Genomic DNA, 13,772 nt, shown 5'->3' with positions numbered 1-13,772 from the left:
AGGTGCGCCTGGCTGTCCGGGTGGGTCAAGGCCCGGACATGAGGAGACCAGGCGGGAAGCTCGGGCGCGGATGGAGCTTCAGGTCATGGCTTGTATGGGCGGTCGGTCGTACGTGTTCGTGATGTGGTCCGCGCGCGCCTCCGGTGTGACGCGTGCGGCCTCCTCCAGGTAGAGCGTCAGTCGGCCGATCTGCGGCGTCGGGTCTGGGATCGGAGCCAGAACAGAGACGCGGTGATACAGCCGGTGGTGGTTGCTGCTGCGGCGACGGCGATAAGCCAGGGTGGGGCGGTGGCCAGCCAGAGCAGGATGCCGATTCCCGTGCCGGGGACGAGGCCGGCGAGCGCGATCAGCAGGATGGACAGGGCCGGTCCGAAAGAGGCGTCATCCCTCGATTCTGTGGTGATCGTGAAGCGCAGGTTCTTCAGGTCAAGATCAACGTTGATCTTCTGGCGGGCGGGCAGTACGTCCGCGCGCGAGGTGGGCTCACCTTCCTCTTGCGTCAGATCTGTGTCGGCGTCGACTTTTGATTTACGCACTGGCGGGTGGCTTTCTGATCATTGCCTGCGCTGGCGCGCGGCAGGTAAACGAACAGCGACTAACCCCATCGACCAGCACACACAGTGCACCTCACGTGCCTGGGCGTGGTCTCCAGGCCGCACTGTAGCACCCAACATCACATCAAGGCCACATCACGCGCACATGATGAGTGGTTTACGTATGCCTGTCTGCAGTCTTCTGCACGTAAAGCAGCAGCTAACATGCAGGTAATTGCTTGACGTACGATGTATGCCTGCGTACTGTGGTGCGCGTGCATCCCGACGAGTTAGTTGGAGGTCGTATGTCCCCGCATCCCTCGAAACGCAGGTGGAGATCGGTGCCAGATCTACCACCCACGTGACGCACCATCGTTCTACGAGCGCGCCGCCGGCGCCCCAGGCCCAGCGTGCCCCCCTCCGCGAGTGAAACCTTCCTCCGCGAGGCTTTGGGCGTTCGCGCCACCAAGAGCGCGCGCTGAATATACGCAGGTCGACTGCGCGATCGACCACCCCTCCCCACCAACCTGACATTTCAATCGTTCCCCCCGGACGCAGACAGACGTGTGAGCTCGATCCACGTTGGTCTGCCTGGCTGTGCGATGGCGAAGCAAGACACAGCCCCTTATCGCGAGGGATCACGAATGACCAAGAACGGACCTGCTGTCGACGGGACTCCCACCACTACAGCGAAGCTTGAGCGCGTAACGGTCAACCTGACCCAGCGCGCAGCCCGCGCACTGGAAGAGGCAGTGGAGTTGTCCGGCGACAGCAAGACCGACATCATCAACCGCGCTCTGCAGGTCTACGCCTACCTTGAGCGCATCGACCACGACGGTGGCAAGGTCTACGTCCATGACCCCGATCAGGAACACCCTGAGCGCCTGAGATTCTTCTAGGCCCGTCCTGTCTCCGCGTTCATCAGAGCCCGCCTTCTCGCCTGGTGAACCACACCCGAAAGCGAACCGTTGACGAGATCACTCAGACAACCACGGCAGCCGCCCTGAAGCGGCGTGTAGCCCGCACAACGATCGCCGCGTGGCCCGACATCACCTGACCGGGGTAGGTGAGAGTCGGGCCACGCGCATGTTCGAGGCCGATCTGCTGCCGGCGAGGTCGCGCGGCGGGTCGGCGGCGAGATCGTTCCCGGCCGGGCCCAGGACCGTGGCAGGCGTGATGCCCGGCGCTTTGGCCAGGAACTGGACGGCGAATGGTCTGGGAACTGGCCGGCCGAAAGCTCGACACTCGGCAGGCTGAGCCGGCGACGCCGAACACCACGGCGCCGGCGGCGCAGTCTCCGTGTCGCTGAGGAAGGCTGATCAGATCGTGACTGAACGCGTACGCGTGGCCGTGCTGGCGGGTGGGCCGTCCGCGGAGCATGAGGTGTCGCTGCAGTCGGCGAACGCCGTGCTCGACGCTCTGCCGAGGGATCTGTACGACCCCGTCCCCGTCATCATCGACCGGCAGGGCAGATGGCCGGTGGAGCTGCGACGCGATCGGGTGGACGTGGTCTTCCCCGTGCTGCACGGGCCGTTCGGCGAGGACGGCGTCGTCCAGGGCCACCTGCAGACCCTGGGCATCCCGTACGTGGGCTGCGGCGTCCTGGCCTCCGCCGTGGCCATGGACAAGGTCGCGATGCGGCGCGCCTTCCTGGCGGAGGGCATTCCGGTCACGCCACACGTGTGGTTCACCGAGCACGAATGGCGTACCACCACCGACCCCTGGGGTCTGGTGAAGTCGCTCGACTGGCCGATGTACGTCAAACCGGCCGGCATGGGCTCCTCCATCGGCATCTCCCGTGTCACCTCCATGGAGGAGCTGCGCGCGGGCGTGGATCTGGCGCTGGCCTACGACCGGGTGGTCATCGTCGAGCAGGAGGTGGCCGCGCGCGAGCTCATCTGCAGCGTGCTCGGCGGCTACGACACTCCGGACGCGTCGGTGCCCGGCGAGCTCATCGTGCCCGGCGACTGGCTCGACTACGAGGCCAAGTACCTCAGCCAGGCCGAGATCGCCGCCATCCCCGTCGTGTTGCCGGAACGGGTGGCCGAGGACGTGCGTGAGCTGTCCCTGCGCGCCTTCCGGGCGATCGGTGGCTACGGCCTGTCCCGTGTCGACTTCCTCTATGAGGAGGGCACGGGACGCCTGTACGTGCTGGAGATCAACACCATGCCCGGCTTCACCTCCCGTTCGGTGTACGCCAGGACGTGGGCCGCGAGCGGTGTCCCCTACCCCGACCTGCTGCGCCGCCTCATCGACCTCGCGTTCGCCAGGAGCGGCTCATGATCCCCATGACCCTGGACACGATCGCGCGGGTCGTCGGCGCCCGCCTGTGCGACGTGCGCGACCCGCGGGCGACGGTGACGGCGCCCTCGGCGGTCGACTCCCGCGAGGTGGTGCCCGGCGGCCTGTTCGTCGCGACGGCCGGCGCCCGCGTCGACGGGCACGACTACGCGGCCGGCGCCGTCGCGGCGGGCGCCGTCGCCGTGCTGGCCTCAAGGCCCGTCGGCGTGCCCGCCCTCGTGGTCGAGGACGTCCAGCTCGCGATCGGCCTGCTGGCCAAGCACCTGCTCGAACACATCAGCCCGGCCGTGATCGGCCTGACCGGCTCGGTGGGCAAGACCACGACCAAGGACCTGCTGGCCCAGGTGCTCGAACGGCACGCCGCGACGGTCGCCACCGACAGGTCGTTCAACAACGAACTGGGGCTGCCGCTCACCGTGCTGCGTGCCGATGCCACGACCCGGTACCTGGTGCTGGAAATGGGCGCGGGCCGCAAGGGCGACCTGACGTACCTGACCGGGCTCGCGCCGCCCCGGGTCGGGCTGGTGCTCAATGTCGGCAGCGCGCACGTGGAGCGCCTGGGAGCCGGGCCGGCCGACGTGGCCGAGGCCAAGGGCGAGCTGGTCGAGTCGCTTCCGGCGGACGGGTTCGCCCTGCTCAACGCCGACGACCCGTACGTCATGGGCATGGCCGGCCGTACCAAAGCCACGATTCTGTTGTACGGCAGGCCGGCGCAGGCACACGTGCGAGCCGAAGACGTGCGGATGACCGATCGCGCGCGAGCCGCGTTCGAGCTGGTGACGCCCTCCGGCCGCGCCTCGGTCGAGCTCGACCTCATCGGCGAGCACCAGGTGAGCAACGCCCTGGCCGCCGCCGCCGTCGCCACCGCGCTCGGCCTGGGCGCAGCCGAGATCGCCGATGGTCTGAACGCCGCCCGGCGGCGCTCGGCGGGCCGGCTGGAGATCGTCGAACGGCCTGACGGCGTCACCGTCGTCAACGACGCCTACAACGCCAGCCCCGAATCCATGCGGGCCGGGCTGCGGGCGGTGAAGGCGCTGGCCGGCTCCCGCCGTACCGTCGCCGTGCTCGGCGCGATGGGGCAGCAGGCGGACGCCTCCCGCGCCCGGCACGCGGAGATCGGCCGGCTTGTCGCCGACCTTGGCTTCGACGTGCTGATCGCGGTCGGGGCGGGGGATCCGCTCGCGTTGGCGGAGGCGGCGGAGTCCGCGAACCGGGGCGCGGCCGTCCATGCGGTCGAGGACGTGGCCGGTGCCCTCAGCCTGGCCACCGCGCTTCTCCAACCGGGGGACGTGGTGTTCGTCAAGGCCTCCAGCGAGATCGGCCTCGGTGTCTGCGCCCGTGCCCTCGCGATTCTTTGAAACGGAGTTCCATGCGCACGATCGGTCTCATCGGCGGGCTGAGCTGGGAATCGACGGTGGTCTACTACCAGATCATCAACCAGCGGGTACGCGAGCGGCTCGGCGGCAGCCATTCCGCCAACAGCCTCATCTGGTCGGTCGACTACACGACCGTCGAGGATCTCATCTTCGCCGACCGCTGGGAGGAGGTGAGCACGTTGCTGACCGGTGCGGGCCGGAACCTGGAGGATCTCGGCGCCGACCTCCTGCTCGTCTGCAGCAACACCTTCAGCCGGGTCAGCGACGACGTGGAGCGGGCCGTGAACGTCCCCGTGCTGCACATCGCCGACACCCTGGCCGACGAGATCCGCGCCAGCGGGATGCGCAAGGTCGGTCTGCTGGGCACGCACTTCACCATGGAGCAGCCCTTCTACCGCGATCGGCTGGCCGCCCACGGCCTCGACGTGGTCGTCCCACGGCGTGAGCAGCGGGAACTGGTCCATAACGTGATCTTCGACGAACTGGTGCGCGGGACGCTCCGGGACTCGTCCAGGGACGCGTACACCAAGATCATTGACGACCTCGCGGACGACGGCGCTGAAGGCGTCATCCTGGGCTGTACGGAGATCGAGCTGCTGATCGGTGCGAAGGACAGCTCCCTTCCGGTGTTTCCGAGCGCCCGGCTGCACGCGGAGGCGGCGGCCAGTTTCGCGCTCGCCGACTGACGCGTCCGCGGCGGTTCAGGTGCCGTACAGCTCCCGATGCCACAGGCCGGCGCGGACCCGTTCGATGCCGGCGGTCAGATGGCGGCGGTAGGTGGTGAGAGGAAGGCCGAGCCGTTCCGCGGCCAGCTCCTGGGTGGGCGTGCCGCGCAGGAACGTGACCGACAGCGCCCGGTGGAGCTTGGCCGAGCGCGGGTCCTCACCCAGGTCGTCGATCGCCTGGCGGAGCAGGTCGCCCAGTGCCGTGGCCGGGTTCTGCCCGCCCCGCTCGGCGATCAGCCTGGTACGCGTCAGCGGGGAGCCGGCCAGCGCGTCCTTGCGCGGCAACTGGCGCAACGCCTGGCGGACCGCCTCGGCGAACTCCGCCTGGGACAGCACCTCCAGTGCCGCGACGGCGGGCCGCTGGTTCCTCCCTTCCAGCCACGCCCGCGCCGGCACCGCGCGCCAGTCGTGCGCGAACAGGGTGTGCGCGTCGTCGGAGACGGCCCGCATCCCGTAGCGCTCCGCGTTCTCCAGGTAGGACCATGCCAGCCGCTCGGACCGCAGGCAGTCGCCGATCGCCCGGCACCGGATCAGGTCCATCACCGGCGAGTTTCCGCGATACGGCGGCAGCGCCCAAGTCCGGCTGATCGCCACGTGCTCACCGGCGCGCAACGGCGTGGTGGCACGCGCGTGCGCCCACGCCATGGCCACGACGGGATCGGCCGCCAGTTCCTCCTCGTCGGGTTCCGACAGTCGCAGCCACGCCGTGAACGCCACGGGCTCGCCGGTCTCGGCCCGCCGGTACAGCCGGAACGCCTCCGGCCGGCGTTCCGCCCAGAAGGCGGCGCCCTCCGTTCCGGCCGCCACCCGGAGCAGCGTGCCGACGTCCTCCTCCCGCAAGGGCTCTTCCCGGAACCGGCCGTCGGCCGGCTCTCTGCGGTCGCGGTGCAGGTAGAGCAGCGCCGCCACCGCGCCGGGCACGTCCGCGTCGCTCACCGTGCGCACCCTGTCCGCGAGATGCGCGTGGATGCGGTCGTGCATCGCCGCGTACCCCTGGGGATCCCGCCAGCGCAGGTCCGCTTCCAGGACCTCTCGCACCACGTCGAGCGGAAACAGGCCGAGCGGGCCGGACCGCACGAACGGCAACCGCCGCAACCAGCGGAACAACGTCCCGGCGTCCTGCGGCAAGGTCGCGCGCAGCAGGTCCTCCGTGGTCGTGTGCGCGTGCGCGCAGATCTCCAGAGCGTGCCGGTGCGCCGCCGACGGCACCTCGCCCACCAGCTGATCCAGCAACGCGGCCACCACGTCCTGATGCGGCGTCCACCGACCGCCGTCCTTCACCGCCACGGCCGCCCCGAGCAGCAGCGCCAGCGGATGACCACCGGCGAAGGCCAGCAGCGGCTCGCGCGCCTCGGCCGGCACCCCGCTGGAGTCCAGCAGGGCCCGCGCGTCTCCGGGCCGCAGGCCGCGCAGCGGCAGCACCTCCAGCGCCCCCGCCCATCCGGGATCCGCCCGCCACCGCAGGTCAGGAGGGTTGCGCCCCGCGATGACCACCAGCGCTCCCATGGGCACCCGCGGCAGGTACCACTCGCGCAGCCATTCCTCCCAGTCCCGCACGCGTTCGACGTTGTCGACGAGCAGCACCGCGTCCGCCTCGCGGACAACCGGCATGCGCCCGTCCACCATGGACACCGGCCGGCCCGCCGCCTCGGCCTCGCGGGCGAATCGCCGCAACAAGGCCGTCTTCCCCATGCCGCCGGGACCGTGCACGTACAGGACGCTGCTGCCGCCGCCGTACAACGCCGTGGTGAAGACCGCGAGCTCTTCCTCCCGCCCCGCGAACGCCGTCTCGCGCGCTGCTCGCAGGCGGCGTCCCAGCAGTTCGTCACTCCCCGCTGACATACCGGTTCCCGTACTCGCTCATGTGGGCCACGCCGGGGTGAGGTCGTCGTCGTGGTGGTATGCCGCAGCGCTGCGGGTGGTGCTCGAAGTGCCACCACTCGTTGTCGTACATGCGGTAGAGGTCGTAGCGGGCGCCGTGCTCCTCCAGCCATTGCGCGCCCTCGTGAGGGCGCACGTCCAGCGCGATGCCCTTGACGTGGCAGGATTCCGCCGGTGGCAGCACGAGCATGCGTGCCAGGGCCGGGGAGCCGGTGCGGCGTACCTCGTCGTCGAACATCCGTTGCTGGACGACGGGGTCGCGGTGTCCCGAGGTGAGGCCGATGAGCTGGCCGTAACGCCAGAACGCCTCGGTGCGCGCCGCGGTGAACGCCGCCAGGGCGCCCTCGGCGAGCCCGGTGAGGTCCTCGGCGGGAAAGCGCATCCGCAACGCCCAGCCGCAGGCCAGTTCGCGGGCCCGGCCGGGGTCGCGGGCGAGCGCCACGGGCAGCAGGAGTACGGCGAGCACCTGCGTGACCACGGCGAACAGCCGATCTCGGGGCCGGGATGGGATGGTGCGTGGTTCGTCCATGACGAACTACGATTGGCGCCGAATGTGTGTGCGTCGTCTGTCGTTTGTCACCGTTTGACGACGGCGGCCACCGCCGGCGTGACCGTGACACAACCATGACATGGCACGGACGAGGCGGGGACATGACCGGCCGACAGTGGATGGAGTTGACCGGCGGACGAGTTACGGAGCGTGCTGTGGTACTCGGCGGCGTGTCGCGAGTGTTGTTGATCGAGGATGACCCGGCCGTGCGGGAGGGCCTTGAGCTGGCCCTGACCCGGCACGGGCATCGGGTGGGCGCGGTGGAGTCCGGCGAGCAAGGGCTGGACCGGCTGCGTACAGACCCTCCCGACGTCGTCGTGCTCGACCTGATGCTGCCCGGCATGGACGGGTTCGAGGTCTGCCGCCGCATCCGGGCCATCGGGGAGATACCGATCATCATGCTGACCGCCCGCGGCGACGACATGGACGTGGTGGCCGGGCTGGAGGCGGGCGCCGACGACTACGTGGTCAAGCCGGTGCAGCCCAGGGTGCTTGAGGCGCGCATCCGCGCGGTGCTCCGGCGGATCGGCCGGGACCAGGCGGAGCTGGAGCGGCACGGGGACCTGACCATCGACCGGGCCGGCCTGGTGGTCGCCAACCGCGGGGTGCCGGTCAGGCTCACCCCGGCCGAGCTGCGCCTGCTGCTCGAACTCTCCGGTACGCCGGGCCGGGTGCACAGCCGCCAGCAACTGCTGGACTCGGTGTGGGAGCACGGGTACTTCGGTGATTCGCGTCTGGTGGACGCGTGCGTGCAGCGGTTGCGCGCGAAGATCGAGGACGACTCGGCGGCGCCCGTCTACGTGCAGACGGTGCGGGGGTTCGGGTACCGGTTCGGGCCGGTGTGAGCCGCCGATGACGCCTCGGCCGAGCCTGGGGCTGCGTGCCCGGCTGCTGTCCGCGTTCGCGCTGCTGTGTGTGGTCACCACGGCGGCGGTGGCCGGCGGGATCTACGTCCAGGCCCGCAACGACATCCTGCAGCGGGCCCAGGACGCCGCTTTGCAGGCGATGAAGGGCCGCCTGGAGGCGCTCTTCCCGTTGCGCACGTCGACGCCGGACCAGACCGAGCTCGGCAGGATCGCCGAGAACATGACCGAAAGAAACAGCGCCACGCTCGTCATCTACCAGAAGGCGTACGCGCAGGTCGGCCCGCCGGAGGGCCCACCGCCCGGCGCCCCGCCGGGCCCGCCGTGGGGCAGGGGGCCGGGCGGGAACACGCCGCCGTCTCTGGGTCCCGGGGACGTCTCACGGGGGCTCCGGCAGGAAGTGGCCGGCGGCGACATCGCGTGGCAACGCGTCGTGCGGGAGGGAAAGCCCTTCCTGATCATCGGCGCGCCGTTGCTGATCGTCGAGCGGGACGGGACGCGGAACTCCGGCATCGAGGTCTACACCACGCGCAGCCTGCTTCCCGAACAGCACAGCATCGACTGGCTCGCCACGAGCGCCTGGCTCATCGGCGGGGCGGCCATGGCGTTCGCGGTTCTCCTCGCGTTGCTGGCCACCCGTAGCGTGCTGCGCCCGGTGCGCGAACTCGGCCGGGCGGCACGCCTGCTGGGAGAGGGCGAGCTGCGCACCAGGATCGCGGTCAGCGGCTCCGACGAACTGGCCGACGTGGCACGTACGTTCAACAACACCGCCGCGGAGCTGGAACAGCACGTCACGCAGCTGCGTGAGATGGAGGCCGACGCCCGCCGGTTCGTGGCGGACGTGTCCCACGAGCTGCGCACCCCTCTGGCCGCGCTCGCCGCGGTCGCCGAGATCCTCGACGAGGAGGCGGCCCGGCTGCCCGAGACCGCCGGCAAGGCCGCCAGGCTGGTCAGCCGGGAGACGCTCAACCTCACCGAGCTGGTGAACGACCTCATCGAGATCAGCAGGTTCGACTCCGGCGTCGCGGCCCTCACGCTGAACGAGGTCGACGTGGCCGAGCTGGTGCCCGCGACCCTGCGTGCCCGGGGCTGGACGGAGCAGGTGCGCACCGAGCTTCCGCCCGCGGTGACGGCCCGGCTGGACCCGCGCCGGGTGGACGTCATCCTCGCGAACCTGGTCGGCAACGCCCTGCGGCACGGCGCGCCTCCGGTGTCGGTACGGCTTTCCGCCGACCCGCACTGGATCACTCTCGAGGTCCGCGACCACGGACCGGGGCTGGACGAAGCGGTACTGCCGCACGCGTTCGACCGCTTCTACAAGGCCAGCGCGGCCAGGACCAGGTCAGAGGGCAGCGGCCTCGGCCTGGCCATCGCGATGGAGAACGCGCGGCTGCACCGGGGCGACCTCACCGTCGTCAACGCCCCGGACGGCGGCGCCCTGTTCACCCTGCGCCTGCCCCGCCGGGCACCCGACCCGGAAGGAGACTCCGCATGAGGGCCGGGCTCTCCCGCCTCGTGCTGGCCGCGGGCCTCGTGTCGTTCGTCGCCGTGGCCGGCTGCGGCGTACGACCCAGTGACGCCATCTCCGCCGGCGAACCGCCGAGCGGAGGCGTCGCGCTGACCAAGACGATGACGCTCTACCTGGTCAAGGACGGCCGGCTCAGCGTGGTGACGCGGCCGCGTATCCGTCCGATGTTCCTGACGGACACCCTCGCGCTGCTGGCGGAAGGCCCCACCGCGGAGGAACGGGCGCGCGGGCTCACCACCGATGTCCCGCCCGAAGCCGGCCCGATCGCGGCGACCGTCAAGCCGGGCGGCCGCCTGGTGCTGAACCCGTCCGTTCCGGGCGACGAACTGTCCCCTCTGGCCGTCCGGCAGATCGTGTGCACCACCGCCGCGCTGCAGGAGGGCATTGCCCAGATCACCGTCGTCGGCGCGGGGAAGAGCATCGACCCCAGGGACTGCCCGGAGTAGCGGCAGCGCGGATCAGGTCGCCGAACGTCTCCTCCTCGGCTCCTTCGCCGTTGGGGGCCAGCAGGCGGGCGGCGTCGCCGATCAGCGCGCGGGGACGAGCATCGTGCCGCCGCCCGCCGGGCGATCCCAGGACGGCGTCGACCTGCGCGGCGCGTTCGTCTGGGGACTGCTCGACGGCTGGGAGGTCTACGGCGCTACGCCTGACCCGGGTCGAAGGACCCGCCCGGAGCGCTCCGGACGGGTCGTGCTCGTTCCGTGGTCAGACGCAGTTGGTGACGCCCCACCGGGTCGTGTCGGCGGGCGGGAACTTGGACGGCGGGATCTCCCACCACCTCGTCGCTCCCGGCGCGACCACGTAGCAGTTGCCGACGTAGGTGTAGGTGCCGTCGAAGGCGACGGCGTGGCTGTTGGGGGTGATGACCGCGGAGGCGCCCCCGCAGTTCCGGTAGTACACGGTGATCGTGGTGCCGTTGCCGCCTGGCTGCGCGATCGTGGTCCAGCAGTTGACGGCCGCCACGGCCTTCTGCGTGCTCTCGCCGCTCCTGATCTCTTGGCCCGGCGATGGAGGAGCCGCCGCGGCGGAGGCGCCGCCCATGGGGGCGAGAAGACCGAGGCCGGCGAGGGAGAGCCCGGCCAGGACCCTTCTGATGCGCGATCGGTGTGCCATGAAGCGACCTCCTGGGTCGGCTGCGGGGGGTTGGGCACGCGGCGTCGATGAGTCGCCGCCGGCGTCCAGCGCTGCACTATAGTTGTGCGAGCAATACAAGGGACATAACCACGCCAACAGACAGCAGTCAACCATTGTGCAGTGGCGTTGATTGTGATTCACAATAGTCAACCAAGGATGATCGAATGGCCTCGCCGGCAGACGGCCGCAAGAGCTTCGCCGACAAGCTGAACCTTCTCTTCGAGACGGTCCGGCCGCCGGACGCGCACAGGGAGTACACCAACAGCGAGGTCGCCGCCGCGACGGACGTCTCGGCCAGTTACGTCGGCTACCTCCGCAAGGGCGTACGGGACAACCCGTCGGTGGAGACGATCCAGGCCCTGGCACGCTTCTTCGAGGTGCGCCCCAGCTACTTCGTCGACGAGGATGTCGACGAAGAGCACGCCGCCGCCGTCGAGGCGCGGCTGAAGCTGGTCCAAGCCCTGAACGATCCGGGGATCAAGCGCCTGGCCATGCGCGCCATGGAGGCCGAGCTGTCCCCCGCCGCCCTCGACGCGATCACCGCCATGATCGATCAGGTGCGCCGGCTGGAGGAGTCGATCGCGCCCAGGCCGCCCCGCAAGCGTGACCCGGACCAGTCTTGACCGGTCGAGATCTTCGGTCAAAACTGAGGTCGTGGCGTCGGGGGAGCTCATGTGCGCTGTTCGCGGGCGGCGGCAGGTAGGCGCGTTATGCCGTCAGTTCGAGGCGCTGCTCGACTCCCTGGGATTGCCGGGAACGTTCACGATCCCCGAGTTGTGCCGGCGGATCGAGGAACGCCGCGACCGCTCGATTCACCTCATCGCCCGAGAACTCCCGGTGCGCGCACCGCACGGGCTCTGGGTCGCCGGCGAACACGCCGACTACGTCTTCTTCGACAGCTCCATCGGGCCCGTCCGGCAGTACCAGATCATCGCCCATGAACTGGGCCACATGCTGTTCGACGACGACACGGCCGCCGCGGACGTCCGCGAACTCCTGGCGATGCTGAGTCCGGAGATGGACCACTCGACGGTGCGGAAGATCCAGCAGCGCAACAGCTACGCGGAGCCGGCCGAACTGCGGGCGGAGTTGTTCGGCACGGTGACGGTGCGGCGCGTGCAGACCTGGTCCTCGTTGTCCTGGAGCCGGACGGCCGCTCCCGAGCAGTTGGCCCGGCTGACCGAGACGCTGGAAGGCCGAGCGTCCCGGCCGTGACGCCGGTCCAGGTGGCCCAGCTGGCCGTGGCGCTCGCCTGCTGGGTCATGACCGCGATCAAGATCGCGCATCTGGTTCACCGGCCGCGCGACCGGCCCCTGATCTTCATGTGCCTCACCCAGACGGCGATCACGCTGGCGTTGACCGTCCAGCCGATCGCCCCGCAGCTCGACCAGGCGCTGGGAGTCCTCGGTGTGAGCCGGGCGCTGGGGAACTGCCTCGCGCTGGTCGCGGTCGCGGCGGGACACGCTCTGATCATCCTCCTCACCGCGCAGGACCCGGCCGCGCTCCGGCAGGTCCGCCACGACCTGGCCCTGGCGGCGGCCTCCGTGGCCGCCATCGTGGCCGTGTTCCCGCTGGCGCCCGCGCCGTACGACCTCGCCGATCATTACGTACGCAGCATCGCCTACTACACCGCCACGCCGACACCGGCCGAGGCCCCGCACACCGTGCTCTACCTGATCTGCCTCGGCTGGTGGGTGGTGCATCTCGCGATCGCCGCCACCCGCTACGCCCGCATCGCTTCCCGCCCGCTCCTGGCCGTCGGCACCCGGCTGATCGCCGCGGGCGTGCTGATCGGCCTGGCGTACGTCGTGGCCAAACTCGCGGCGATGATCGCCGCGAGCGTGGGAGCGTCCACCGTCGTGCTCGACCAGCTCGTTCTCGCGCTGTACGTCGTGGCGATCCTGACGGTGCTCATCGGCGGCACCGTTCCCGCCTGGGGCCCGAGGGCCGGCGTCGACCGCCTGCTCGACAGCCTCCTGGCCCGCCGCGACTGCCGGCGCCTCAGGCCGCTCTGGCAGATCATGCACGACGCGGTGCCGCAGATCGCGTTACGGCCCCGCCCGGTCGAACCCCGGCTACGGCGCATCCGGCTGACCGTGGAGATCCTGGATGGCTACGTCCTGCTCAGCCCGTGGATGTCCGCGGGCGCCGAGCAGGAGGTACGGCGGCACGCCTCGGGCAGGCCCGATCCGGAGGCCGCCGTCGCCGCCAGGATGCTCACGCTCGCCATCTCCCTCAAGCGCGCGGGCCGGCCGCCGGTGGACGACCCCGCCGCGATCCGGAGCTTCGTCGACGCGGCGCCCGGGGAGCACCAGGCGAACGCCGCGGCGCAGGTCCAGTGGCTGGCCCGGATCGCACGGGTAATGCGCCGGCAGGCGGGCATCCGCGTTCGACAGCCCCCGTGATGACCAGCTGATCACCACGTTTCGTGGGTCCATCCCTTACGCCAGCTGCCATAGGTCATGCCGCCCGCGTTGCAGCCCCCGCTGTAGCAGAGCTGGGTGCGCTTGGTGAGCCGGCTGACCTTTCCGGCGTCGATCCCGTAGTAGATCTCCTGGATCGTCTTGGAGCAGACCCGTTCGACACGGGCCTTCACGAAGCCTGTTTCGCGTCCCAGGGTGTACTTGTAGTTCCCGACGGACCAGGTTCTGATGAAGCTCCCGCCGTACGAGTGCCGCGGAATGTCCTTGCTCGGGATATGGGGAGGGCTGACCTTACAGAGGTTCGCCGTGTTCCGGTAGTACAGGTAGTAGGGCGGTGACGCGCTCGTGGCTCCCGCTGCGACGGCCGGGAGCGCGGTGAGGGCGGCCGCGACGACTAACGCGAGCTTGGCAACCGATCCAGTCTTCATGTGACCTCTTCACGTCGGAATGTTGGCCCG

15 protein-coding genes are annotated in these 13,772 nt (G+C 70.2%); 10 read left to right on the top strand and 5 right to left on the bottom strand.

Annotation, left to right across the window (positions count from 1 at the left end; genetic code table 11):
* Nucleotides 1–176 precede the first annotated feature (176 nt).
* Entirely contained in the window at nt 177–536 is a 360-nt protein-coding gene (locus ACIBHY_RS51585; protein WP_397109714.1) for a hypothetical protein, read from the bottom strand.
* Between the two features lie 641 nt (nt 537–1,177).
* Here ACIBHY_RS51585 and ACIBHY_RS51580 point away from each other — a divergent pair.
* From ACIBHY_RS51580 to ACIBHY_RS51565, 4 genes are all read left to right on the top strand, one after another.
* A complete protein-coding gene (locus tag ACIBHY_RS51580; RefSeq protein ID WP_397109716.1) occupies nt 1,178–1,432 on the top strand; it encodes a hypothetical protein in 255 nt (84 codons plus the stop codon).
* A gap of 427 nt (nt 1,433–1,859) precedes the next feature.
* Nucleotides 1,860–2,816 carry a D-alanine--D-alanine ligase family protein gene (locus ACIBHY_RS51575; RefSeq protein ID WP_397310669.1) on the top strand — a complete coding sequence of 319 codons (957 nt, stop codon included), beginning with the start codon at nt 1,860–1,862 and terminating at the stop codon, nt 2,814–2,816.
* Nucleotides 2,813–4,192 carry a UDP-N-acetylmuramoyl-tripeptide--D-alanyl-D-alanine ligase gene (gene murF / locus ACIBHY_RS51570; RefSeq protein ID WP_397310668.1) on the top strand — a complete coding sequence of 460 codons (1,380 nt, stop codon included), beginning with the start codon at nt 2,813–2,815 and terminating at the stop codon, nt 4,190–4,192. Before ACIBHY_RS51575 ends, murF begins: the two co-directional genes overlap by 4 nt.
* A gap of 11 nt (nt 4,193–4,203) precedes the next feature.
* Entirely contained in the window at nt 4,204–4,896 is a 693-nt protein-coding gene (locus tag ACIBHY_RS51565; RefSeq protein ID WP_397258883.1) for an aspartate/glutamate racemase family protein, read from the top strand.
* Nucleotides 4,897–4,911: 15 nt separating this feature from the next.
* Here ACIBHY_RS51565 and ACIBHY_RS51560 read toward each other — a convergent pair whose 3' ends face one another.
* Complete coding sequence (locus ACIBHY_RS51560) at nt 4,912–6,777, bottom strand: AAA family ATPase (protein WP_397310667.1); 1,866 nt, start codon at nt 6,775–6,777, stop codon at nt 4,912–4,914.
* Nucleotides 6,761–7,345: a D,D-peptidase/D,D-carboxypeptidase VanY-N gene (gene vanY-N / locus ACIBHY_RS51555; protein ID WP_397258887.1), complete on the bottom strand. Its 585-nt coding sequence runs from the start codon at nt 7,343–7,345 to the stop codon at nt 6,761–6,763. The genes ACIBHY_RS51560 and vanY-N overlap by 17 nt, the downstream gene beginning before the upstream one ends.
* A gap of 191 nt (nt 7,346–7,536) precedes the next feature.
* On the opposite strand from vanY-N, the gene ACIBHY_RS51550 reads away from it, so the two are divergent.
* The 3 genes from ACIBHY_RS51550 to ACIBHY_RS51540 are packed head-to-tail and all read left to right on the top strand — an operon-like array spanning nt 7,537 to nt 10,203.
* Nucleotides 7,537–8,211, top strand: coding sequence for a response regulator (locus ACIBHY_RS51550; protein WP_397258889.1), 675 nt, complete (start codon nt 7,537–7,539; stop codon nt 8,209–8,211).
* Nucleotides 8,212–8,218: 7 nt separating this feature from the next.
* Complete coding sequence (locus ACIBHY_RS51545; protein ID WP_397310666.1) at nt 8,219–9,724, top strand: ATP-binding protein; 1,506 nt, start codon at nt 8,219–8,221, stop codon at nt 9,722–9,724.
* Nucleotides 9,721–10,203, top strand: a complete 483-nt coding sequence (locus ACIBHY_RS51540; RefSeq protein ID WP_397310665.1) for a hypothetical protein — start codon at nt 9,721–9,723, stop codon at nt 10,201–10,203. The genes ACIBHY_RS51545 and ACIBHY_RS51540 overlap by 4 nt, the downstream gene beginning before the upstream one ends.
* Nucleotides 10,204–10,462: 259 nt before the next feature.
* On the opposite strand, the gene ACIBHY_RS51535 is transcribed toward ACIBHY_RS51540, so the two are convergent.
* Nucleotides 10,463–10,870: a hypothetical protein gene (locus ACIBHY_RS51535; RefSeq protein ID WP_397258896.1), complete on the bottom strand. Its 408-nt coding sequence runs from the start codon at nt 10,868–10,870 to the stop codon at nt 10,463–10,465.
* Between the two features lie 185 nt (nt 10,871–11,055).
* Between ACIBHY_RS51535 and ACIBHY_RS51530 the strand changes: the two genes are divergently transcribed.
* Genes ACIBHY_RS51530 through ACIBHY_RS51520 form a run of 3 tightly spaced genes read left to right on the top strand, consistent with a single transcriptional unit; the run spans nt 11,056 to nt 13,296 of the window.
* Nucleotides 11,056–11,514, top strand: coding sequence for a helix-turn-helix domain-containing protein (locus tag ACIBHY_RS51530; protein ID WP_397310663.1), 459 nt, complete (start codon nt 11,056–11,058; stop codon nt 11,512–11,514).
* A 49-nt stretch (nt 11,515–11,563) separates the two neighbouring features.
* Nucleotides 11,564–12,106 (top strand): hypothetical protein, encoded by a 543-nt coding sequence (locus ACIBHY_RS51525; protein WP_397258900.1) that lies wholly within the window; start codon nt 11,564–11,566, stop codon nt 12,104–12,106.
* Nucleotides 12,103–13,296: an MAB_1171c family putative transporter gene (locus ACIBHY_RS51520; RefSeq protein WP_397310662.1), complete on the top strand. Its 1,194-nt coding sequence runs from the start codon at nt 12,103–12,105 to the stop codon at nt 13,294–13,296. Before ACIBHY_RS51525 ends, ACIBHY_RS51520 begins: the two co-directional genes overlap by 4 nt.
* 11 nt (nt 13,297–13,307) lie before the next feature.
* On the opposite strand, the gene ACIBHY_RS51515 is transcribed toward ACIBHY_RS51520, so the two are convergent.
* Nucleotides 13,308–13,742, bottom strand: coding sequence for a hypothetical protein (locus ACIBHY_RS51515; RefSeq protein ID WP_397258904.1), 435 nt, complete (start codon nt 13,740–13,742; stop codon nt 13,308–13,310).
* Nucleotides 13,743–13,772 lie beyond the last annotated feature (30 nt).

Origin of the sequence: Nonomuraea sp. NPDC050547 (assembly GCF_044457345.1) — a bacterium.
GTDB lineage: Bacteria > Actinomycetota > Actinomycetes > Streptosporangiales > Streptosporangiaceae > Nonomuraea.
The sequence above is the reverse complement of the archived record's forward strand: the minus strand, read 5'-3'. Positions and strand labels throughout refer to the sequence as shown.